The organism is gamma proteobacterium symbiont of Scutellera amethystina (assembly GCF_059730845.1).
Genome location: NZ_AP035935.1, coordinates 566,483 through 587,777, shown reverse-complemented (window position 1 = coordinate 587,777; position 21,295 = coordinate 566,483). Strand labels below are relative to the sequence as shown.

At 58.9% G+C, this 21,295-nt stretch carries 21 protein-coding genes and 1 riboswitch; of the genes, 9 read left to right on the top strand and 12 right to left on the bottom strand.

The features are described 5' to 3' along the window. Positions 1-37: 37 nt before the first annotated feature. The 4 genes from yqiA to nudF form a co-directional block, all read right to left on the bottom strand. Positions 38-619 (bottom strand): esterase YqiA, encoded by a 582-nt coding sequence (gene yqiA / locus AC6I79_RS02825; protein ID WP_058771368.1) that lies wholly within the window; start codon positions 617-619, stop codon positions 38-40. Between the two features lie 3 nt (positions 620-622). After that, on the bottom strand, positions 623-1,450 hold the full coding sequence (gene cpdA, locus AC6I79_RS02820; protein WP_031280131.1) for a 3',5'-cyclic-AMP phosphodiesterase: 828 nt from the start codon (positions 1,448-1,450) through the stop codon (positions 623-625). A gap of 64 nt (positions 1,451-1,514) precedes the next feature. Continuing rightward, positions 1,515-1,940, bottom strand: coding sequence for a DUF1249 family protein (locus AC6I79_RS02815; RefSeq protein ID WP_021509611.1), 426 nt, complete (start codon positions 1,938-1,940; stop codon positions 1,515-1,517). Next, positions 1,937-2,572, bottom strand: a complete 636-nt coding sequence (gene nudF / locus AC6I79_RS02810) for an ADP-ribose diphosphatase (protein WP_021509612.1) — start codon at positions 2,570-2,572, stop codon at positions 1,937-1,939. The genes AC6I79_RS02815 and nudF overlap by 4 nt, the downstream gene beginning before the upstream one ends. A 213-nt stretch (positions 2,573-2,785) precedes the next feature. On the opposite strand from nudF, the gene tolC reads away from it, so the two are divergent. From tolC to AC6I79_RS02795, 3 genes are all read left to right on the top strand, one after another. Further along, the gene (gene tolC / locus AC6I79_RS02805; RefSeq protein ID WP_058776524.1) at positions 2,786-4,258 is read left to right on the top strand and encodes an outer membrane channel protein TolC; all 1,473 of its coding nucleotides are present in this window, start codon (positions 2,786-2,788) and stop codon (positions 4,256-4,258) included. 141 nt (positions 4,259-4,399) lie between these two features. Beyond that, positions 4,400-5,074: a DUF1190 family protein gene (locus AC6I79_RS02800; RefSeq protein ID WP_498027544.1), complete on the top strand. Its 675-nt coding sequence runs from the start codon at positions 4,400-4,402 to the stop codon at positions 5,072-5,074. A gap of 8 nt (positions 5,075-5,082) precedes the next feature. Next, positions 5,083-6,246, top strand: coding sequence for a glutathionylspermidine synthase family protein (locus tag AC6I79_RS02795; protein WP_498027543.1), 1,164 nt, complete (start codon positions 5,083-5,085; stop codon positions 6,244-6,246). 35 nt (positions 6,247-6,281) lie between these two features. Here AC6I79_RS02795 and ygiD read toward each other — a convergent pair whose 3' ends face one another. After that, entirely contained in the window at positions 6,282-7,061 is a 780-nt protein-coding gene (gene ygiD, locus AC6I79_RS02790) for a 4,5-DOPA-extradiol-dioxygenase (RefSeq protein ID WP_498027542.1), read from the bottom strand. 201 nt (positions 7,062-7,262) lie between these two features. Between ygiD and zupT the strand changes: the two genes are divergently transcribed. Both zupT and AC6I79_RS02780 read left to right on the top strand, forming a co-directional pair. Then, complete coding sequence (gene zupT, locus AC6I79_RS02785) at positions 7,263-8,030, top strand: zinc transporter ZupT (RefSeq protein WP_021509618.1); 768 nt, start codon at positions 7,263-7,265, stop codon at positions 8,028-8,030. Between the two features lie 144 nt (positions 8,031-8,174). Further along, positions 8,175-8,558 carry a cell wall hydrolase gene (locus tag AC6I79_RS02780; RefSeq protein WP_021509619.1) on the top strand — a complete coding sequence of 128 codons (384 nt, stop codon included), beginning with the start codon at positions 8,175-8,177 and terminating at the stop codon, positions 8,556-8,558. A gap of 53 nt (positions 8,559-8,611) precedes the next feature. Here AC6I79_RS02780 and ribB read toward each other — a convergent pair whose 3' ends face one another. After that, positions 8,612-9,268: a 3,4-dihydroxy-2-butanone-4-phosphate synthase gene (gene ribB / locus AC6I79_RS02775; protein WP_481657323.1), complete on the bottom strand. Its 657-nt coding sequence runs from the start codon at positions 9,266-9,268 to the stop codon at positions 8,612-8,614. 109 nt (positions 9,269-9,377) lie between these two features. Beyond that, a riboswitch (FMN riboswitch) is annotated at positions 9,378-9,527 on the bottom strand. A 171-nt stretch (positions 9,528-9,698) separates the two neighbouring features. Here ribB and ubiK point away from each other — a divergent pair. Next, complete coding sequence (gene ubiK, locus AC6I79_RS02770) at positions 9,699-10,004, top strand: ubiquinone biosynthesis accessory factor UbiK (protein ID WP_010618705.1); 306 nt, start codon at positions 9,699-9,701, stop codon at positions 10,002-10,004. A 39-nt stretch (positions 10,005-10,043) separates the two neighbouring features. Here the strand turns inward: ubiK and hldE are convergent, their stop codons facing one another. The 3 genes from hldE to AC6I79_RS02755 form a co-directional block, all read right to left on the bottom strand. Next, positions 10,044-11,468, bottom strand: a complete 1,425-nt coding sequence (gene hldE / locus AC6I79_RS02765; protein WP_498006712.1) for a bifunctional D-glycero-beta-D-manno-heptose-7-phosphate kinase/D-glycero-beta-D-manno-heptose 1-phosphate adenylyltransferase HldE — start codon at positions 11,466-11,468, stop codon at positions 10,044-10,046. A 67-nt stretch (positions 11,469-11,535) separates the two neighbouring features. Then, positions 11,536-14,400 (bottom strand): bifunctional [glutamate--ammonia ligase]-adenylyl-L-tyrosine phosphorylase/[glutamate--ammonia-ligase] adenylyltransferase, encoded by a 2,865-nt coding sequence (gene glnE / locus AC6I79_RS02760; RefSeq protein WP_498027541.1) that lies wholly within the window; start codon positions 14,398-14,400, stop codon positions 11,536-11,538. Between the two features lie 33 nt (positions 14,401-14,433). After that, entirely contained in the window at positions 14,434-15,744 is a 1,311-nt protein-coding gene (locus AC6I79_RS02755; protein WP_498027540.1) for a CYTH domain-containing protein, read from the bottom strand. Positions 15,745-15,949: 205 nt separating this feature from the next. Between AC6I79_RS02755 and AC6I79_RS02750 the strand changes: the two genes are divergently transcribed. Together AC6I79_RS02750 and AC6I79_RS02745 are read left to right on the top strand one after the other, a co-directional pair. Beyond that, positions 15,950-16,573, top strand: a complete 624-nt coding sequence (locus AC6I79_RS02750; protein WP_010618709.1) for a TIGR04211 family SH3 domain-containing protein — start codon at positions 15,950-15,952, stop codon at positions 16,571-16,573. A gap of 141 nt (positions 16,574-16,714) precedes the next feature. Next, on the top strand, positions 16,715-17,947 hold the full coding sequence (locus AC6I79_RS02745) for a multifunctional CCA addition/repair protein (protein WP_104188250.1): 1,233 nt from the start codon (positions 16,715-16,717) through the stop codon (positions 17,945-17,947). 18 nt (positions 17,948-17,965) lie between these two features. Here the strand turns inward: AC6I79_RS02745 and bacA are convergent, their stop codons facing one another. Together bacA and folB are read right to left on the bottom strand one after the other, a co-directional pair. Then, positions 17,966-18,784: an undecaprenyl-diphosphate phosphatase gene (gene bacA / locus AC6I79_RS02740; RefSeq protein ID WP_031280132.1), complete on the bottom strand. Its 819-nt coding sequence runs from the start codon at positions 18,782-18,784 to the stop codon at positions 17,966-17,968. Positions 18,785-18,975: 191 nt separating this feature from the next. Beyond that, complete coding sequence (gene folB / locus AC6I79_RS02735; protein WP_021509625.1) at positions 18,976-19,335, bottom strand: bifunctional dihydroneopterin aldolase/7,8-dihydroneopterin epimerase; 360 nt, start codon at positions 19,333-19,335, stop codon at positions 18,976-18,978. Between the two features lie 107 nt (positions 19,336-19,442). Between folB and plsY the strand changes: the two genes are divergently transcribed. Next, complete coding sequence (gene plsY / locus AC6I79_RS02730) at positions 19,443-20,042, top strand: glycerol-3-phosphate 1-O-acyltransferase PlsY (RefSeq protein WP_021509626.1); 600 nt, start codon at positions 19,443-19,445, stop codon at positions 20,040-20,042. A gap of 30 nt (positions 20,043-20,072) precedes the next feature. Here plsY and tsaD read toward each other — a convergent pair whose 3' ends face one another. Then, positions 20,073-21,086, bottom strand: a complete 1,014-nt coding sequence (gene tsaD / locus AC6I79_RS02725; protein WP_031280133.1) for a tRNA (adenosine(37)-N6)-threonylcarbamoyltransferase complex transferase subunit TsaD — start codon at positions 21,084-21,086, stop codon at positions 20,073-20,075. Positions 21,087-21,295: the final 209 nt, after the last annotated feature.

The window sequence follows — 21,295 nt, the reverse complement described above, 5'->3', positions numbered from 1 at the left end:
CTGATTAGCAATAGGAAAATGGGCCCATCCCGCAGCATCAGGGAGTATTCAGTCCCAGAAAATCAATCATCTGCGCAAAATGGCGTTCGAATCCGATATAGGCATGATTGCCGCCCTCTTCTACCGTCTGACGGCACGCGCTGTAGTAATCCAGCGCCTGGCGATAGTCGAGCACTTCATCGCCGGTTTGTTGCAGCAGCCAGAGTAGATCGGGCGCTTCCAGAGGGTCAATCTGCATCACTTTCAGATCGTAAATGTGGCGAGACTCTAACACATATTGCTGGCCGGTGTAGGGATTCCGGTTTTCACCCAGATAATCCACCAGCAGTTCAAACGGCCGCACCGCCGGATTCACCACCACCGCCGGCAGCATGAAACACTGCGACAGCCAGGTGGCAAAATAACCACCGAGCGATGACCCCACCAGCCCGAGCGGTTCCCCGGCATACTGCATCACCAGCTCTTCCAGCAGCGCAGCAGCCTCAGCGGGAAAAGTCGGCAGCTGCGGCACCAGCACCTCAATGTGCGGATGCTGCGCCTGACACCACTGCTGTAACTGCGTCGCTTTAGCCGACTGCGGTGAGCTGTTGAATCCGTGCAGATAAATCAGCGCCGCCATGGTTTAGTAGCCCTCGGAATCCAGATCCGGACGGAACAGATCGCTCTGCAGACGATTCACTTCGGTGTGCAGCGTGCCATCCGCCTGCAGCGTCAGCCAGCGCCAGCCGGGCGCCACGGTATCAATGGTGAAGTTGGTGCAGTGCGGTTTGAACTGGACGCAGGTTGAAGGCGACGCCAGTACGCGGCGGCCGTGCCAGTCGAGATCCAGCTCCTGATGAATGTGGCCGCACACCAGGTGGCGCGCCAGCGGGAAGTTTTGCAGCACCGCATCCAGCTGATGCGGATTGCGCAGGCTGTGCTGGTCAAGCCAGGTACAGCCAGAGGCCAGCGGATGATGGTGCAGCAGCACCAGCGTGTAGCGATCGGGGAACTGACGCAGCGTGCGGTCCAGCCACTCCAGCTGATAGTCGCTCAGCATGCCGTGCGGCACGCCAAAAACCTGGCTGTCCAGCAGCACCAGCTGCCAGTGCTCGCCGAGCAGCACATGCTTGTCCGCGGCGATGCCGGCCTGCGCCAGCGTATCCACCATCGCCGGCTGAAAATCGTGATTGCCCGGCAGCCAGACGCACGGCTTCGGCAGACGCGCAATGCCCGCAACAAAATGCTGATAAGCTTCGACGGTGTGATCCTGGGCGAGATCGCCAGTGGCGATAATCAGATCGTAATCGCGCTGTTGCGCCGCGATGGCGTCCAGCACCGCATCAAAACTCGACCAGGTATTCACTCCAAGCAGCGATTGATGTTTTCCCGCGAAAAGATGGGTATCCGTAATTTGTAAAATCCTGATATCGGACCCATTTGCCGCAGGAAGAGTTAGCAGGCTATCCAAAGCGTTTCCTTTCTCTCCACGCTATCGTTGCGTTATATACCCGTGCGGATTCAGGGTATCGCTATCAGCACACCGGCACGGCCATCGCGCCGTGCGCCAGGCAGTACCGCAACCAGTCGGCAAGGAACTGGTTAATCTGATGTTTTTCATCGCGCTGATGCAATTTTTTATTAGGATAATCATAGCGCGCTTTGAAGCGATAGATCTGCTGAGTGGAACACACTTCAGCCACCATCGCATCATGGTAGAGCCGCACCGACATGGACGGCAGGCTCCAGTAGCTCACTGCGGGTGCCACCTGGCGGATCTCCACCAGCGTGGTATAGCGCGTCGACTCTTCAATAGTCAGCTGATAACTGGCGCCGTTCACCTGATACATCACCGACGCACCTGCCTCGTCACTGCGCGGCAGCAGGCGGCGCAGCTGAGCGAAATTGGTTTCGCACAGACGCATCATTTCGGGGAAATCAGGGGTATAGCGCTGTTTCATGTTGGCTTCCACTCTTCTCTTAGTTTCTCATGGTGCAACGCCAGCCATTGCAGAGCGATGACAGATGCCGCGTTATCAATAATCCCCTCTTCCACCCAGCGATAAGCCTGTTCGCGGCTTACCACATGCACAAGAATATCCTCATTCTCTTCCTCCAGCCCGTGATTTCCCTCTGCCTGGCTGGCATCCACTTCGCCCACCAGCACCGACAAACGCTCAGAGGTTCCGCCGGGGCTGGCTAAGTAATTCACTATCGGTTTGACGCGGCCAACCTTGAGGCCAGCCTCTTCGACCGCTTCACGACGCACCACATCTTCCGGCGTTTCACCCGGTTCAATGATGCCGGCCACCATCTCCAGCAGCCAGGGCGTGGCGCTGGAATCATAGGCCGGGATGCGGATCTGTTCGATCAGCACTACTTCGTCGCGCAGGGGATCATAGGGTAGCAGCACGGCAGCGTGTCCGCGCTCAAAAACTTCGCGCACCACTTCACCGCTCATGTCGCCATTGAAACGGCGGTGGCGGAAGCGGTAACTGACGATGGAAAAAAAACCATCGTAGCGAGTATCGCGTGCAATAATTTCTACATCGTTTTTTGTGAAAGTCACAGGGGATTTTTTTTCACCCGCCATCATCTGGTTCCTTATGCAGATTGGGATGGAGCGAAGAAAAGCCAACCCTTGTGCTCCGTCCGAGTGGTTCTTTCTGAATTATTTACGTAAATTAGGGGGAGAAGGCACGTTCAGCCAACTTATCTCTGACGCCGCCTCTGTAGAATCGGCGATTATTTTTTGGCTTACCTGCAGCACACTCTCTGTGCATTTGCTGCAACACAAGGAATGCAAATGAAAAAACTGCTCCCACTTTTTATTGGACTGAGCCTGGGCGGTTTCAGCCTTGCCAGCCAGGCAGAAAACCTGTTGCAGGTCTACCAGCAGGCGCGCCTCAGCAACCCGGATCTGCGTGCTTCAGCCGCCGATCGCGACGCTGCTTTTGAGAAAATTAACGAAGCGCGTAGCCCGTTGCTGCCGCAGTTGGGTCTGGGTGCAGATTATACCTATAACAGCGGCTATCGCGACAACAGCGGTCTCCATTCCAACACGACCAGCGCCTCGCTGCAATTAACGCAGACGATTTTCGACATGTCGAAATGGCGTGCGCTGACGCTGCAGGAAAAAACGGCCGGCATTCAGGACGTTACTTATCAGGTAGCGCAGCAGGATCTGATCCTGAACACCGCAACCGCCTATTTCAACGTGCTGAAGGCCATTGATACGCTTTCTTACACTGAAGCGCAGAAACAGTCGATCTACCGCGAGCTGGATCAGACCACTCAGCGTTTTAACGTCGGTCTGGTGGCCATCACCGATGTGCAGAACGCCCGTGCTCAATACGACAGCGTGCTGGCCAACGAAGTGACCGCGCGTAACGACCTGGATAACGCGGTGGAATCGCTGCGTCAGATCACCGGTATGGATTATCTGTCGCTGGCGTCACTGAATATCGATCGTTTCAAAACGGCGCGTCCGGAAGCGGTGTCCAGTCTGCTGAAACAGGCTGAGAGCCGTAACCTCAACCTGCTGTCTGCCCGTTTGAGCCAGGACCTGGCGCGTGAGCAGATTCGCTCCGCCGAGTCTGGCCACATGCCGACGCTGGATCTGACCGCTTCTACCGGTCTGTCGAACAGCAAATACGGCGGCAGCCGCGCTAATCAGAGCGCCGGTACCACTGACTCGATCACCGGCTCCAACCAGGTTGGCCTGAGCTTCTCACTGCCCCTGTACAGCGGCGGTTCAGTGACTTCGCAGGTGAAACAGGCGCAGTACAACTTCGTCGCCGCCAGCGAGCAGCTGGAAGGCGCGCACCGTAGCGCGATCCAGACCGTTCGTTCTTCGTTCAACAACGTAAACGCTTCGATCAGCAGCATCGACGCTTACAAACAGTCGGTAATCTCGGCGCAGAGCTCATTAGATGCCTCGGAAGCCGGTTATCAGGTGGGTACGCGTACCATCGTTGACGTGTTAGACGCGACAACTACGCTGTTTAACGCTAAACAGCAGCTGTCGAATGCGCGTTACAGCTACCTGATCAACCAGCTGAACATTAAATATGCGCTGGGCACGCTGAACGAGCAGGATCTGCAGCAGCTGAACAGCACGCTGGGCAAAGAAGTGACGACCTCACCAGAAGTGGTCGCGCCGGAAAACAGCCAGCAGGCCGCGCGCGTGGATAACGGCCCGAAAGCGACCTCCGCGTCCGCCGCCGCTCAGGCCCGTCCGGCCGCGGCACGTAACAGCGCCAATCCTTTCGCTAATTAAGCCTTCAAGGGGCCGCTTGCGGCCCCTTTCGCATTCAAACGTATAACAACGTAAAGATCCCCTTGCCACCCGGCTTCCCGCTTCATTTTCCACCACTCATCACCTATCCTAAGCCCCACCTTTGGGCACAGGATGAAGATAATGAAACGGACAAAAAATATTCGTCATGCCGCTTTCCGTAAAAGCTGGCAGGCACGCCATTTAACGCCGGTCGCACTGGCGGTCACCGCCGTGTTTATGCTGGCAGGCTGCGAACAGAGCGATGAAACGGTTTCGATGTACCAGAACGCCGATGATTGTGCGAAAGCCAATCCGGGCCAGAGTGCTCAGTGCACCACCGCTTACAACAACGCGCTGAAAGAGGCTGAGCGCACCGCGCCAAAATACGCCACGCGTGAAGATTGTGTCGCGGAATTCGGCGAAAACCAGTGTCAGCAAACCCCGGCACAGGCGGGCGTCGGTACCACGGCGAACAACGCTGAAGCGCAGCAGAGCGGCAGCTTCTGGATGCCTCTGATGGCCGGCTACATGATGGGTCGTCTGATGGGCGGCGGTGCCGGCTTTGCGCAGCAGCCACTATTCTCGCCAAAAACCCCTAACAGCCCGGCTAACGGCCAGTTTGTTGATGCTTCCGGCAAGAACTACGGTGCGGCCACCTCGGGCCGGAAGGTAAACGTGCCGAAAACCGCGCTGGCGCCAAAACCGGCCACTACGTCCACCATCACCCGTGGCGGCTTTGGTGAGACGGTAGCCAAACAGAACACCATGCAGCGCAGCAGTGCCACCAGCACCGGCAGCCGCTCGCTGGGAGGCTAAGCCCGCGCATGCAACGTATTGCTATCAGCGAACGTCCGAACTGGCGCGAAAAGGCGACCGAGTACGGCTTTCAGTTTCACACCATGTATGGCGAACCCTACTGGTGCGAAGACGCTTATTACCAGTTTACGCTGGCGCAGATTGAACAGCTGGAAGCGGCCACCGCGGAACTGCACCAGATGTGCCTGCAGGCGGTAGAAAAAGTGGTGAACAGCGAAGCGCTGCTCACCCGTTTCTGCATTCCGAAACACACCTGGGATTTCGTGCGCGAATCCTGGCAGCAGCGTCAGCCGTCGCTCTATTCACGCCTCGATCTGGCGTGGGATGGCACAGGCGAGATCAAGCTGCTGGAGAACAACGCCGATACGCCAACCTCGCTGTACGAAGCGGCGTTTTTCCAGTGGATCTGGCTGGAGGATCAGCTCAACGCCGGCAACCTGCCGCAGGGCAGCGATCAATTCAACAGCCTGCAGGAGCAGCTGATTGCGCGCTTCGCCACGCTGCACCAGCAGCACGGTTTTAACTGGCTGCACTTTGCCTGCTGCCGCGATACGGAAGAAGATCGCGCCACGGTACAGTATCTGCAGGATTGCGCCACTGAAGCCGGCCTGCCGAGTGAATTTCTCTACATTGATGAGATCGGGCTGGGCGAAAAAGGTCAGTTTACCGATCAGCACGATCAGGTGATCAGCAACCTGTTCAAGCTCTATCCGTGGGAATTCATGCTGCGCGAGATGTTCTCGACCAAGCTGGCCGATGCCGGCGTGCGCTGGCTGGAGCCGGCGTGGAAAAGCATTCTCTCCAACAAAGCACTGTTACCGCTGCTGTGGGAGATGTTCCCCAACCATCCTAACCTGCTTCCCGCCTGGTTTGCCGATGATGCCAGCGCGCCGCAGATGGACAAATATGTGGTGAAACCGCTGTTTTCCCGCGAAGGTGCCAATATCACCATCGTGGAAAACGGTCAGGAAATCGCGCGCGCCGACGGCCCTTATGGCGAAGAGGGCATGATCGTCCAGCAGTTCTGGCCGCTGCCGAAGTTTCGTGACAGCTATACGCTGATTGGCAGCTGGCTGATTGACGATCAGCCTGCCGGTATCGGTCTGCGGGAAGATCGTGCGCTGATCACCCAGGATCTGTCGCGTTTCTATCCGCACACCTTCATTGAGTAACGCACGTGCCGCCCGGTCTGCGGGCGGCGCAGGTGTCAGCCAACCTGCACTGACAGCATACTGATCGACCCCATCTCCATGCCTTCCACCGGGATGCTCACCGCCTCACCTTCAGCACGCGCGCCGAGAACATACAGCAGTGGCAGATAGTGCTCCGGCGTCGGGTTAGCCAGCTGCGCGCCTTCATGCTGCTGAAAATTCACCAGCGGATGCTGCACCGCCTCGCCTTCGTAGTCCAGATTATCGCGCACAAACTGGTTGAAGCTCTCCGCCCACGGATAAGCGCTTTCCGCGCCCTGCCAGCGAATCATGCGCAGGTTATGTACCACGTTGCCGCTGGCCACCAGCATCACGCCTTCGTCACGCAGCGCCGCCAGTTTACGTCCCAGCACAAAATGCCACGCCGCCGGCTGGGTGCCATCGATGCTGAGCTGAATCAGCGGAATGTCCGCCTGTGGATACATCTTCGCCAGCACGCCCCACGAGCCGTGATCAAAGCCCCACTGCTGATCGGCCTGCACCGCCACCGGCGCCAGCAGATCGATAACGCGCTGTGCCAGCGCTGGCGAACCCGGCGCCGGATAGCGCACGTCGAACAGCGCCTGCGGGAAGCCACCAAAATCATGGATGGTGCGCGGATTGCTCATTGCCGTCACCGCCGTGCCGCGCGTGTACCAGTGCGCCGAGATGGCGAGAATAGCGCGCGGACGCGGCAGGGTTTCGCCCAGGTGCTGCCATACGCGGGTATAACGGTTGTCTTCTAATACGTTCATCGGGCTGCCGTGGCCGAGAAACAGAGCGGGCATGCGGGTCATTATTCATCCTCTGGCGTCGGGATCGCGTTAATGACTGTCACGATACGCGCTTTCGCCAGGGGAAAAACGCTGATAAGCATGATGATGTTTATCAGCAAATTTGAACAAGATTTTGCCGACATAACTTTACGCTAAATAACTCGATATTTTATGGGGTTAACTATATTGTAACTGGTAATCATTATCATTAAGGAGCCCATCATGTCAGTACCTCTGCTGCTAACCATCCTGGCTGGCGGTGCCACCTTTGTCGGCGCGATTTTTGGCGTGCTCGGTCAAAAGCCGTCGAACCGCGTACTGGCCTTTGCGCTCGGCTTTGCCGCCGGCATCATGTTGCTGATTTCCCTGATGGAGATGCTGCCCGCCGCGCTGCATGCGGAAGGCATGTCGCCGGTGCTCGGCTATGGCATGTTCATGCTCGGTTTGCTGGGTTATTTCGCCATGGATCGCCTGCTGCCGCACCAGCATCCGCAGGATCTGATGGCGGTCAATCGCCGCCCCACCAACCTGAAACGTACCGCGATCCTGCTGACGCTCGGTATCAGCCTGCATAACTTTCCCGAAGGCATTGCCACCTTTGTCACCGCCAGCAGCGATATGGAACTGGGGCTGGGCATCGCGCTGGCCGTCGCGATCCACAATATTCCGGAAGGGCTGGCGGTGGCCGGACCGATGTACGCCGCCACCGGCTCGAAAGCCAAAGCGCTTTTCTGGGCCTGCCTGTCCGGCATGGCGGAGATTCTTGGCGGCATTATCGCCTTTCTGCTGCTGGGGCCGGCGGTCTCACCGGTGATGATTGCGGCCATCATGGCGGCGGTGGCGGGCATTATGGTGGCGCTGTCTGTGGATGAACTGATGCCGCTGGCGCGCGAAATCGACCCGCATAACAACCCCAGCTACGGCGTACTGTGCGGCATGACGGTGATGGGCCTGAGCCTGACGTTGCTGCAAACCAGCGGGGTAGGCTGACGCGAGATTCGTCTCTTTCACCACCACTTCGGCCTTAACTCTCAACGACTTAGACTTGTTAAGGCGTAGTCGAGACGGGTCTTGTTAACACCCGACGGCGGGCTCATTACACTCCACGCGACTCTTAGAAAGCAGTGGAGTGTTATGTTAATTCAGGGAGCCATTTTATGCCTGGCGATGAATATCTATCATGAAGCGCGCGGCGAACCGGTGAAGGGACAGATTGCCGTCGGCACTGTCACCATGAACCGGGCTAACTGGGACGTCAAAGAGATCTGTCCGGTGGTGTACGCACCCAAACAGTTCTCCTGGACGTCTCTGCACAAACATCCCCATCGCCATCCGCCGCAGCATGACAAAAGCTGGCAGCGCGCGCAGCGCCTGGCCCAGCGGATTGTCGAGGGTAAGCTGGCGGATGTGACAAAGGGCGCGACCTTCTTTCATGCGCACAGCGCCAGACCCGCGTGGCGCCACGCCTTCCAGCGTACCGTGGTGATAGGCAATCACGTTTTTTACGCCAGCCGTTAATCATAAAAAAAGGCCGGATGCATCACATCCGGCCTTATTTATTTCACGTCGGCTTAGCTGGCCTGACGGGTTTCATGCTGGCGGCGCCAGGCCACCAGGTCTTCAATGGTCACCACCGGCATGGCGTGCTGCTTCGCAAACGCAATCACTTCCGGCGCGTGCGCCATGCTGCCGTCATCATTGGTCAGTTCGCACAGCACACCCGCAGGTTTGAAGCCCGCCAGCGTCACCAGATCGAGCGTCGCTTCGGTGTGGCCGCCGCGCGCCAGTACGCCGCCGTCGCGCGCGCGCAGCGGGAATACGTGGCCGGGACGATTCAGATCGGACGGTTTAGCGTCATCGGCAATCGCAGCGCGGATGGTGGTGATACGGTCGGTGGCCGATACGCCGGTCGTCACGCCGCTGGCCGCTTCAATAGTCACGGTAAAACCGGTGCCGTAAGAGCTGGTGTTGTTCTCTACCATCATCGGCAGATCCAGCTGCTGGCGGCGCGCTTCGTTAATGCACAGGCAGACAATGCCGCTGCCGTGACGAATGCTCAGCGCCATCTGTTCAACGGTCATGGTTTCGGCGGCGAAGATCATATCGCCTTCGTTTTCGCGATTTTCATCGTCCAGCACCATCACGCCGCGCCCGTTGCGCAGCGCATCAATGGCGCGTTCTACACGCTGTTCCGGCGTGCCAAATTCAGAAAGAAGCGTCTGATTCATGGTAAAAAAACCTTATTAATAAAATATGAGTTACCAGAACCAGGGCGAGCTTAGGAGTGCGTAGAAAACACATGGCAATAACGTGACGCGGGCGCAGCCCGGCTGATGTCGTTACCCTCTCCCATCCGGACTTTAACCGTCGGCCCCGGAATTACACCGGATCTGCTGACCTTTCACTGTACAGCGAAAGCGCTCGCGGGCTTTCAGCCGAAGCTGATTTACCGCCGGTGGGGAATTTCGCCCCGCCCTGAGAATAAGCGAAATTACTATAGCGCCAATCACCTGGTCGGGCAATCAACAAAAGTGCAAATGCTTTTGCACTTCATGCGTTGCGGATTTCGGGTTTAACCTTTTCGTTTCTGGCATTACACTTAATGCTTGATGAGTCGGAACACGCGCTGTTATCAGCCACCGTAACCAGGAAACAACCATGATCGACACGAAAAAAATTGAACAACTGGCGCGCCAGGTGCACGAAGCGATGCCAAAAGGTATTCGCGACTTTGGCGACGATGTGGAAAAGAAAATTCGTCAGGTATTGCAGGCGCAGTTAACCCGCATGGATCTGGTTAATCGTGAAGAGTTTGACGTGCAGACCCAGGTGCTGCTGCGCACGCGTGAAAAACTGGCGGCGCTGGAGCAGCGTCTGGCGAAGCTGGAGAGCGAAAGTCCGGCGGCCCCGGCTCCGGCAGTGATCACGCCAGATCCGGCAGGCAAAATCGATACGCCTCAGTAAGGTTTACGCGGCGGGAGTTCGCTCCCGCCGGTTACGTGTTTACTGATTGCGAATGGTTTTGATGATGTTGGTGGTGGAGATACCGTCTTCAAAGTTGAGCACGCGCACGTCACCGCCGTTGGCCCACACCTCTTTACTGCCCGCGATATCTTCCGGCTTATAATCACCGCCTTTCACCAGCAGATCCGGCAGCACTTCGGCAATCAGCCGCTGTGGCGTATCCTCTTCAAACAGCACCACCCAGTCTACGGCCTCCAGCGCACCCAGCACGATCATGCGGTTTTCCTGCGGGTTCACCGGGCGGGTTTCGCCCTTAAGACGTTTGGTGGAAGCATCGCTGTTGACCGCCACGATCAGGCGATCGCCCAGTTTGCGCGCGTTGGCCAGATAAGAGACATGGCCGGCATGCAGGATGTCGAACACGCCGTTGGTCATCACCACTTTCTCACCGCGGTGGCGCGCCTGCGCCACCGCCACTTTCAGCTCGGCTTCGGTCATCACGCCAAAGCCGCTGTCCGGCCGCGCGTGAATCGCATTCTCCAGCTCCACGGTACTGACGGTAGAAGTCCCGAGCTTGCCGACCACCACGCCAGCCGCAGCGTTGGCGAGGAAGCAGGCATCTTCCAGACTTTCACCGGCAGCCAGCACTGCGGCCAGCACGCCGATCACCGTATCGCCGGCACCGGTCACGTCATACACTTCCTGCGCCTGAGTGGGCAGATGCAGCGGCGCTTTGCCCGGCTGCAGCAGCGTCATCCCGTTTTCCGAACGCGTCACCAGCAGCGCGGAGAGATCGTAATCGGCGATCAGTTGCATACCGCGGCTGACAATCTCCTCTTCGCTTTTGCACTTGCCGACCACCGCTTCGAACTCGGACAGATTGGGCGTCAGCAGCGTCGCGCCGCGATAGCGTTCAAAATCGGTGCCTTTCGGGTCGATCAGTACCGGCACCTGCGCCGCACGCGCCAGCTGAATCATGGTCTGCACGCTGCTCAGCGCGCCTTTGGCATAATCAGACAGCACCAGCGCGCCCGCCTGTGCCAGCGACTGACGCAGGCGATCGTGAATCGGCTGCGGGTCGACCTGCTCAAAGCCCTCCTCAAAGTCGAGGCGAATCAGCTGCTGGTTGCGCGACAGCACGCGCAGTTTGGTGATGGTCGGATGACTATCAAGGGCGACGAAATCGCACTCAACCTTCACCTGCGCCAGCGTTTCGCGCAGCACGCGCGCAGCGTCATCTGCACCGGTCAGGCCGATAAGGCGCGAGTCCGCACCGAGTGCAGCGATATTCATCGCCACGTTGGCCGCGCCGCCCGGACGCTCTTCAATGGTATCCACTTTGACCACCGGCACCGGGGCTTCCGGTGAGATCCGGCTGGTCGGGCCGTACCAATAGCGGTCTAACATCACATCGCCGACAACCAGCACAGCGGCCTTGCCAAACGCGGGCAGTGTTACTTTCATGCAGAGACTCCAGACTTCAACGTTCAGTCAAAATAATGCGCGGATAATAGCATAGAAGCCGCCAGGCTCACTGCTCCGTGTCATCCGCGTCGCTCGCGGCCAGCCAGCGCTGCCAGCTGGCGTGCACCACGGCGCGTTCGTCAGCGAACGATGCCGGATCGACATGACCCGGCAGTTCCTGCAGCGCCAGATGGTGCAGCGCATCGCGCAGCGTGACGTAAGCGTGCGTCAGCGCCTGCGCTTCCTCATCAGCCATGATGCCGTGGCGCGCCATCAGTTCGAAAATGCGCACGTTATCCGACCAGCGCGTCAGCGCCGGCTGGCTGGCGGCGTAACCTAAGACCAGATACTGCGCGATGAATTCAATATCGGTGATACCGCCCTCATCGGTTTTAATCTCCCAGCGGCCTTTGTGCTTGTTACTGAGGTGCGCACGCATTTTCTCACGCATCTCCCGCACTTCAGTTTGCAGCTTCGCGCCTTCACGCGGCAGGCACAGAATACCGCGCCGGATCGCATCGAAGCGCTCACACAGCGCCAGTTCGCCAAACACGATGCGCGCGCGCACCAGCGCCTGATGTTCCCACGTCCAGGCTTCATGGCGCTGATAGTCGTCAAAGGCGGCAAAGGTGCTGACCAGCATGCCGGCCGCGCCAGAGGGGCGCAGGCGCGCATCCACCTCATACAAAATGCCGGACGAGGTGCGGGTGCTGAACAGATGCATGACGCGCTGGGCGAGACGCAGGTAAAACTGACGCCCGTCGATAACGCGTTCACCGTCGGTTTCGGCATCGTCCGGACAGTCATGCAGAAACACCAGATCGAGATCCGAGCTGTAACCCAGTTCCCAGCCGCCCAGTTTGCCGTAGCCGACCACGGCAAAGCCGCGCTCGCTGTCGCTGGTGAGGTGCGAAGGACGGCCATAGCGCTGCACCATCATCTGCCACGCCTGCTGCACCACCGATTCAATGATCGCTTCCGCCAGCCAGGTTAAGTGATCGCTCACTTTCATCACCGGCAGGGTTCCGGCGATGTCGGCGGCGGCGATACGCAAATGCTGTGCCTGCTTGAACTGGCGCAGCGCTTCCAGCTGCTGCTCTTCATCATCGGTGGGAATGCGCAGCAGATACTGGCGCAGTTCATCACGATAGGCATCGGTGGCAGTGGGCTGATACAACGTGGCCGGATCGAGCAGTTCATCCAGCAGCAGCGGATAGCGCGCCAGCTGGCTGGCAATCATCGGCGAAGCGCCACACAGGCGAATCAGATGGCGCAGCGCGCCGTGATATTCGGTCAGCAACTCGAGATAGGTGCTGCGCGTTAATACGCCAAGCAGCAGCGGCGTCAGGCGCGCCAGCACCACATCGGCGTCGTCACGCGCGCACACTTCGCTTAGCAGGCGCGGCATTAATTGATCGAGCGCCAGCCGGCCGCGCGGACCGATGGTGCGGCGACTGACATCCTGACGGAAATCATTCAGCGCCCGATACAGCGCATGGCGCTGTTCCGCCTGCAGCTGCGGTACCACCGGCAGCAAATCGCTCTCTTCCAGCGCGTCCTGCCACAGGCTGGCAAACTCTGCCAGCTGCGGCTGATCGTCGACATCCGGCGCATCATCGCCTATCAGCTCGTCGAAAATGTGGCGCACGCCGGCCATGTGCTGTTCCAGCTGTGCCAGTAGCATCGCCCAGTCCGCCATGCCCATCGCCCAGGCCAGGCGCTGGCGGTCGAGCGGATTTTCCGGCAGCGTCTGCGTCTGTTCATCGTTGATGCTCTGCAGCAGATTCTCCAGCCGGCGTAAAAACAGGTAGGCGGCGCGCAGATGATCAACCTGCTCCGGCGTTAACAGTGCCAGCTCACCGATGGCCTGCAGCGTGGGCAGCAGCGAACGCAGCTGAAGTGAGCGCTCACGTCCACCTCGAATCAGCTGAAACACCTGGACGATGAATTCGGTTTCGCGAATGCCGCCGGCGCCGAGTTTGATGTTGTCCTTCAGGCCGCGCCGCCGTACTTCGCGGGCAATCATGCCTTTCATGTTACGCAGCGACTGGATCACGCTGAAATCGATGTAGCGGCGATAGACGAACGGGCGCAGCATCTGCTGCAGCTCCTGGCTCCAGTGGCCGCCGTCGTCGCCCATCAGGCGCGCTTTCACCATCGCGTAGCGCTCCCAGTCACGGCCCTGCTCCTGGTAGTAATCTTCCAGCGCGGCAAAGCTCAGCACCAGCGGGCCGCTGTCGCCGAACGGGCGCAGGCGCATATCCACGCGATAAACAAAGCCATCGACGGTAGGTTGATCCAGCACCTTGATCAGGCGCTGCCCCATGCGGGTGAAGAACTGGGCGTTGTCGAGCTCGCGCCGGCCGCCGTGGGTGACGCCGTTTTCCGGCCAGGCAAAAATCAGGTCAATATCGGAAGAGAAGTTGAGTTCACCGCCGCCCAGCTTGCCCATACCCAGAATCAGCATCGGCTGCGCTTCGCCGGCGGCGTTGCACGGCGTGCCGAAATCCCGGCAGCAATCCTGCCACACCCAGTCGCGCGCGGCGGTAATCAGCACTTCCGCCAGCGTGCTGAGCTGCGTCAGGCTCTGCCCGGTGCTGGCCTGCTCCAGCGCCTGCATCCACGCGATGCGCACCAGCATATGACGGCGGAACAGGCGCAGTTCGCGCATCAGGGAGGCTTCGTTATCTACCGGCTGCAGCGCCGCTGCCAGCCAGGCCGCATAGTGCTGCCACTCTTCGGGCTGCGGCGGTTGCTGCTGCAGCTGTTGCCACCACGCCGGATGCTGCTGCAGGTTGTCCACGATAAAGTCACTAAAGGTCAGTGCGCCAGCCTGCTGCGGGGTGATCGCCGCCAGCGGCAGGCCCAGACGTTCTGCCACGCTGGCGAGCTGCGCCTGCATCAGCGTCGGTAACGGTAACGGTAACGACATCTTCCCTCCCTGATGATTGATGGTGCCGTAGCCTTAGCGTTTCGCACCGTTATTCAGCCAGAACGGCGGTTGACGGATCGCCAGATTGACCAGCTGAATCAGACCGCGCTCCTGTTTTTCACGAATAGCGTGCTGCAACTCCTGCCAGCCCGCCAGCCACTGGCTGACTTCTTCAGCCGGATACGCCCCCGCCAGCAGATGCACCGCCAGCAACTGGCGGTTCAGGCGCGTGGCTTTGTCCTGAAATTCATTAATTAGCTGCACGTCAACGAAGGTTTCACGCAGATCCGCGCCGATGCGCCCCAGCATGATGTCGCTGAAGCGTTTAAACGATCCCTGCAGCTTACTTTTGCTCTTCTCGTCCAGCCACGGCTGCCACTGCGACTCCACCAGCCAGTGAGTAAGTGCTAACTGGGCTTCGACCGAGGTCGGTGAGAAGCAGACGTTTTCCGCGCTGGCCTCGCTGTCCGCCAGCAGCTCTTCCAGCCGGGTCAGCTTCTGACGCAGTTCGCTGTTGGCCTTGCGCGGCACCAGTGTGCCAAACAGGGAAAACGCCTGACGCAGCGTTTCCAGCGCTTCCATTACCCGTGCCCGGGCGTCTTCATTACCGCGCAGCCAGACCTCTTCGTGGTACTGCCAGTGGCCGAGCGCCGCGCTCATGGCGTGAACCATGCCCTGCTCCACCGTGGCTTTGGCGGCAATTTTCTGCAGCGGCAGCGCGCGCAATGGGCGCGGCGCGTTGCCCTGCGCCAGCTGATAACCGCGTGCCGCTTTGCTCAGGCTGCCAAGGCGCAGGCCGCCCGTGGCGATCAGCGCACTGGCGAAGGTCAGCATATCGCTGCGCGCTCCACGCTTAAGCTCCAGCTCCACTTCATACAGCGGCTCGCTCAGCTCCCCTGCGGCAACGCTGCCGCAATCGAAAGCCACTTCAATTTCGCTGTCGCCAACGCTCACCAGCCAGGTTTCACGCTGGAAATGGGTGCTGAACAGCGGCTGCAAACGCGACTGAAGCGCGGCAATATCGGTCCCCTGCGGCCAGATCTCTGCCGGCAGGCGGGCAATGTCCAGCTGCGGCTCGCTGAGGTCGACGTTGTATTCCGGACGCTGATGCAGACCGCCCAGCGTTTTGCCGGCGGTTTTCAGCGTCATTTCATAGCGCTGATCCACGCCGCGAATCCGCAGGCCCATATCCCAGCGGCGCAGCTGGTTGTCATCGGTTTCGTAATAGATGTTGGTCAGCTCACGCGCGGCGTGGTGCTGATGTGGCCAGGCGGCAAGCGTCTGCACCAGTTTTTCGGCGGCTTGCGGGGTGGCAATGAACTTTAATTCGATTTCGATGGTCATAATTTTTTATTCAATACGCTGCTGGCACTTACGAGTTTAATCTGGCGAAGAGTAATGCACCGCAAGCCTGCTGTCTCTGCTTTCTTGTGCTTTTACGACCCTTTTCGCACCGCATTGAGACCAGGATAGTTCTCATTCAGATTTATGCGAAGCGACTCCAGACTGTGCCGGTAAATTTACGCCCATCATGAAAAAACGATATCGAATGAAAAAAATCACACTTGCCGCCCTCTCTTTGCTGGCTTTCAGCGCCATCGCACCGGCCCACGCGGCCGATGAAAAACGTTACATCTCCGACGAATTATCCACCTGGGTACGCAGCGGCCCTGGCGATCAGTATCGCCTGGTTGGCAAGCTGAATGCCGGGGAGGAAGTCACGCTGCTGCAAACCAATAATGACTCGCAGTACGCGCAAATCCGCGATGCAGAAGGCAAAACTAACTGGATTCCGCTGTCGCAGCTCAGTGCCTCTCCCAGCCTGCGCACCCGCGTGCCGCAGCTGGAACAGCAGGTTAAAGAGCTGACCGACAAACTGGCGAACATTGATAACAGCTGGAATCAGCGTACGTCAGAGATGCAGAACAAGGTGGCCAACAGCGACGGCACCATCAACGGCCTGAAAGAAGAGAATCAGAAGCTGCGCAACGAGCTGATTGTGGCGCAGAAGAAGGTCAGCGCCGCTAACGTTCAGCTGGATGACAAACAGCGCACCATCATCATGCAGTGGTTTATGTATGGCGGCGGCGTGCTCGGCGTGGGTCTGCTGCTCGGTCTGCTGCTGCCGCACATGGTGCCGCGCCGCAAGAAAAACGATCGCTGGATGAATTAAAGCCGCCACGCCATTTGTGGTTTGCCTGGAGGGGATCGTAAGATGCCCCTTTTGGCATGCCCGCTTTTTCGCCAAAGTATGCAACAATAACGTAACAAGCGTGCGCGGCACGCAAAAGTGGATTGCCTCTGGAGTGGTTGAGTGAAGACGTTTCTGGTCGGTGGCGCAGTGCGTGATGCCTTACTGCGTTTGCCGGTAAAAGATAGAGATTGGGTGGTGGTGGGCGCAACGCCCGACAGCATGCTGGCGCAGGGCTATCAGCAGGTGGGCCGGGATTTTCCGGTTTTTTTACATCCTGAAAGCCGCGAAGAGTATGCGCTGGCGCGCACCGAGCGCAAAAGCGGCAACGGTTATACCGGCTTCGTGACCCAGTTCGCGCCGGACGTGACGCTGGAGCAGGATTTACAGCGTCGCGATCTGACCATCAATGCCATCGCGCAGGCCGCTGACGGCACGCTGATCGACCCTTATCACGGCCAGCAGGATTTGCAGCAGCGCACCCTGCGTCACGTGTCGGCAGCTTTTAATGAAGATCCGCTGCGCGTGCTGCGCGTGGCGCGTTTTGCTGCCCGTTTCGCCCACCTCAATTTCCGTGTGGCACCTGAAACCCAGGCGCTGATGCGCGAGATGGCGCACAGCGGTGAACTGGCGCACCTCACCGCAGAGCGGGTGTGGAAAGAGACGGAAAAAGCGCTGCTGACGCGCAATCCACAGGTCTATTTCCAGCTGCTGCGCGACTGCGATGCATTGCAGGTGCTGTTCCCGGAAATCGACAACCTGTACGGCATTCCGGCCCCCGTTAAGTGGCATCCGGAGATCGATACCGGCGTCCACGCGCTGATGACGCTGACCATGGCCGCAGCGCTCTCCGACCAGCTTGACGTGCGTTTCGCCACGCTGTTCCACGACGTGGGTAAAGCGCTGACGCCGCCAGAGAAGTGGCCGAGCCATCATGGCCACGGCCCGGCCGGTGTTCCGATTGTTGAAGCGCTGTGCCAGCGGCTGCGTGTGCCGAACCAGGTGCGCGATCTGGCCCTGGTGGTGACGGAGTTTCACGATGTGGTGCACACCATTGAACGCCAGCCGGCTGACGCGCTGGTGGCGCTGTTTGACCGCATCGACGCCTGGCGCAAGCCCGATCGCGTGGAAAAGATGGCACTGACCAGCGAAGCCGATGCACGCGGGCGTACTACGCTGGAGAGCATGGCTTATCCGCAGGGCGATTATCTGCGGCGCGCGTTTGCGCTGGCGCAGGCGGTGCCCACCAAAGCGGTGGTCGAGGCCGGTTTCAAAGGCGCGGCGGTACGGGAAGAGTTGACGCGTCGGCGCGTGCTGGCGTTGCAGGAAGGGTTAATCGACGCGCGGCCAGCGTAACCGGCCGCGCCTCGCGTATTACATAAAGATGGCGTAAACCGCTGCCGCGACGATAAAGCGGTAGATGGCAAACGACACAAACGAGATACGTTTGATCAGCTCAAGGAACACTTTGATCGCCAGCAGCGCGACAATAAAGGCGGTCACGAAGCCCACGGCAAACATCGGGAAATCCTGCATCGTCAGGAAGCCCATGCTCTTGTAGAGATCGAGTCCGGTAGCACCGATCATCATCGGTACCGCGAGGATGAAGGAAAACTCGGACGCCGCATAGCGGCTGACGCCCATCAGCATACCGCCGGAGATGGTGGCGCCGGAACGCGAGAAGCCCGGCCACAGCGCCAGACACTGGAAGCAGCCAATCATAAACGCCTGGCGATAGGTGATGTCATCAATGCCCACCGCCTTCGGCTGCTTTGGCTTGAGATATTCCGCCGCCAGCAGCAGCACGCCGCCCACCACCAGCGCATACATCACGTTGATCGGGTTAAACAGGGTTTTAATCTGGTCATGCAGTACCAGGCCAATCACCACTGCCGGCACCATACCCAGCAGAATGTGAATCAGCGTCAGTTTTCCGCTGCCGACGCCTTCGTGGCGCTCCTGGCCGAAGTGAATGCCGATCAGGCCAAACAGCCGGCGCCAGAACATCACGACTACGGCGAGGATTGAGCCCAGCTGGATCACCACTTCAAAGGTTTCCGCCTTCTCACCCTCGAACCCCAGCAAATGGCCAACAATAATCATGTGGCCTGTGGATGAGACCGGCAGGAACTCCGTAAGGCCTTCCACAACCCCCAGGATTGCAGCTACCCATAGCTGATGAATGTCTGCCATCAAATTTTACCCTCTATCCGTTTTAAACAGTAAAAAGGCGGTCGCGCACCGCTACCGCCTGAAATTATGCCTGCACCTTGCTGAAGGAAACCTTAAGGATTTCGGTCACTTCCCCTTCATCAGCGCAGCGGCCTCCACTGAGACACACCATAATTTGGTTTGGTTTCATTGTGATGGCAATCACGCAGGATTTATTTAGGAATAGTCCCGCGCTCAATTCTCACGCCCACGCTCGCCGCCTGGGCGACAGCCCCCGGTTTACCTACCTTCACGCGTACCCCGGGCGTTTTGAAACGATTCATCAACAGATCGGCGATTTCTTCTGCCACCCGTTCGACCAGCGCAAAACGCTGTCCCTGCAGATGACTGAGGATCGCTTCGGTGACATCGGCGTAGCTCAGACAGTGGTTCACATCGTCGCTCACCGCCGCCTGACGGTTGTCCCACGCCATTTCGACATCGAGCACCAGCTTCTGCTGCATGCCCTGTTCCCAGTCGTAAACGCCAATAGTGGTGAACACGGTGAGTTGTTCTATAAATACGATATCCATGATGTCACTCTCTGTTTTTGGCTTAGCCGGATACCACTTCCGGCGGATTATGCGTATTATCCACGCTTATCGAGAACAAAACGACCCAAAAGGAACGGTACGAAGCTATGAGTGCTATCGCGCTTGGTATGATTATTTTCGCGTATCTTTGCGGCTCGATTTCCAGTGCGATCCTGGTTTGTAAACTCGCTGGTTTACCCGATCCCCGCAGCGCAGGCTCTGGCAATCCAGGCGCCACCAACGTGTTACGTATTGGCGGTAAAGCCGCCGCTGCCGCGGTACTGATTTTCGACGTGGCGAAGGGAATGGTGCCGGTATGGATCGCCTGGTGGCTGCACGTCACGCCGATGTATCTTGGTCTCACGGCCATCGCCGCCTGCCTTGGCCATATCTATCCGGTATTTTTCCGCTTTCGCGGCGGCAAAGGTGTGGCCACCGCGTTTGGGGCCATCGCGCCGATTGGCTGGGATTTGACCGGCCTGATGACCGGCACCTGGCTGCTGACGGTGCTGCTCAGCGGCTACTCATCGCTGGGCGCGATCGTCAGCGCGTTAATTGCCCCGTTTTATGTCTGGTGGTTTAAGCCGCAGTTCACCTTTCCGGTGTCGATGCTGTCATGCCTGATTTTGCTGCGCCATCACGACAATATTCAGCGCCTGTGGCGCGGTCAGGAAAACCGCGTGTGGAAGCGTAAAAAGAAGAAATAAAAAAACCGGCGCGCAGCCGGTTTTTTATCATCAGATGGCCGGTAATTCCGCCAGCGGCCAGCGTGGCCGCACGCTGACGCCCAGCTCACCGCGCGTGCCGCCTTTCAGCCGCACCATGCCGGCATAGGCAATCATCGCGCCGTTGTCGGTGCAGAACTCCGGACGGGCATAAAACACCTCGCCGCCGCGCGCGCTCATCATGGTTGCCATGCGTTCGCGCAGCGTGCGGTTGGCGCTCACGCCGCCGGCAATCACCAGGCGTTTGAAGCCGGTCTGCTCCAGCGCACGCTTGCATTTGATCATCAGCGTATCCACTACCGCATCTTCAAAGGCGCGGGCGATATCGGCGCGCGCCTGTTCGTCACCGTCATGTTCGCGAATGGTATTCGCCGCAAAGGTTTTCAGGCCGGAGAAGCTGAAGTCCAGTCCCGGACGATCGGTCATCGGGCGCGGGAACTTAAAGCGATCCGGCGTGCCCTGCTGTGCCATGCGCGACAGCATCGGGCCGCCCGGATAATCCAGCCCCAGCAGCTTGGCGGTTTTATCGAACGCTTCCCCGGCGGCATCATCAATCGATTCGCCCAGCAGCGTATATTCACCAATACCGGTGACGCTGATCAGCTGCGTGTGGCCGCCGGAGACCAGCAGTGCCACGAACGGGAATGCCGGTGGGTTGTCTTCCAGCATCGGCGCCAGCAGATGGCCTTCCATGTGATGCACCGGCACCGCCGGCACGTTCCAGGCGAACGCCAGCGCGCGGCCAATGGTGGCACCAACCAGCAGCGCACCGACCAGGCCGGGACCGGCGGTGTACGCCACGGCGTCAATCTCTCCGGCCTGTAAGCCCGCCTGTTTCAGCGCGGCCTGGATCAGCGGCACGGTTTTCCGCACGTGATCGCGCGAGGCCAGTTCCGGCACCACGCCGCCATAATCGGCATGTAATTTTACCTGGCTATATAATTGATTCGCCAGCAGACCGGACGCATCGTCATAAATCGCGATGCCGGTTTCATCGCAGGACGTTTCAATACCCAGAACTCGCATAGCTTTATCACCCTCTTCTTGCGGCGCGCAGTGTAGCACAGGCCGGCTGACGCCTGCCCCCTTCCGCACGCGAAAAAGTGTTTTTCTGTCGCGCAAAGAGTGCGCTATACTCCACGGCCTGAAAAAACCGGCAGCCGCACAGGCAAACGCTCCTGTTGGTTCTAAATTGTCCATGGTGCTTTACAAGCCAGCCGCGCCTGGAGTAAAAT

Excerpts from the sequence above, each read along its gene's own strand:
- yqiA (WP_058771368.1), bottom strand. The coding sequence starts at position 619 with ATGGCGGCGCTGATTTATCTGCACGGATTCAACAGCTCACCGCAGTCG.
- AC6I79_RS02815 (WP_021509611.1), bottom strand. The coding sequence starts at position 1,940 with ATGAAACAGCGCTATACCCCTGATTTCCCCGAAATGATGCGTCTGTGC.
- nudF (WP_021509612.1), bottom strand. The coding sequence starts at position 2,572 with ATGGCGGGTGAAAAAAAATCCCCTGTGACTTTCACAAAAAACGATGTA.
- tolC (WP_058776524.1), top strand. The coding sequence starts at position 2,786 with ATGAAAAAACTGCTCCCACTTTTTATTGGACTGAGCCTGGGCGGTTTC.
- AC6I79_RS02800 (WP_498027544.1), top strand. The coding sequence starts at position 4,400 with ATGAAACGGACAAAAAATATTCGTCATGCCGCTTTCCGTAAAAGCTGG.
- AC6I79_RS02795 (WP_498027543.1), top strand. The coding sequence starts at position 5,083 with ATGCAACGTATTGCTATCAGCGAACGTCCGAACTGGCGCGAAAAGGCG.
- ygiD (WP_498027542.1), bottom strand. The coding sequence starts at position 7,061 with ATGACCCGCATGCCCGCTCTGTTTCTCGGCCACGGCAGCCCGATGAAC.
- zupT (WP_021509618.1), top strand. The coding sequence starts at position 7,263 with ATGTCAGTACCTCTGCTGCTAACCATCCTGGCTGGCGGTGCCACCTTT.
- AC6I79_RS02780 (WP_021509619.1), top strand. The coding sequence starts at position 8,175 with ATGTTAATTCAGGGAGCCATTTTATGCCTGGCGATGAATATCTATCAT.
- ribB (WP_481657323.1), bottom strand. The coding sequence starts at position 9,268 with ATGAATCAGACGCTTCTTTCTGAATTTGGCACGCCGGAACAGCGTGTA.
- ubiK (WP_010618705.1), top strand. The coding sequence starts at position 9,699 with ATGATCGACACGAAAAAAATTGAACAACTGGCGCGCCAGGTGCACGAA.
- hldE (WP_498006712.1), bottom strand. The coding sequence starts at position 11,468 with ATGAAAGTAACACTGCCCGCGTTTGGCAAGGCCGCTGTGCTGGTTGTC.
- glnE (WP_498027541.1), bottom strand. The coding sequence starts at position 14,400 with ATGTCGTTACCGTTACCGTTACCGACGCTGATGCAGGCGCAGCTCGCC.
- AC6I79_RS02755 (WP_498027540.1), bottom strand. The coding sequence starts at position 15,744 with ATGACCATCGAAATCGAATTAAAGTTCATTGCCACCCCGCAAGCCGCC.
- AC6I79_RS02750 (WP_010618709.1), top strand. The coding sequence starts at position 15,950 with ATGAAAAAAATCACACTTGCCGCCCTCTCTTTGCTGGCTTTCAGCGCC.
- bacA (WP_031280132.1), bottom strand. The coding sequence starts at position 18,784 with ATGGCAGACATTCATCAGCTATGGGTAGCTGCAATCCTGGGGGTTGTG.
- folB (WP_021509625.1), bottom strand. The coding sequence starts at position 19,335 with ATGGATATCGTATTTATAGAACAACTCACCGTGTTCACCACTATTGGC.
- plsY (WP_021509626.1), top strand. The coding sequence starts at position 19,443 with ATGAGTGCTATCGCGCTTGGTATGATTATTTTCGCGTATCTTTGCGGC.
- tsaD (WP_031280133.1), bottom strand. The coding sequence starts at position 21,086 with ATGCGAGTTCTGGGTATTGAAACGTCCTGCGATGAAACCGGCATCGCG.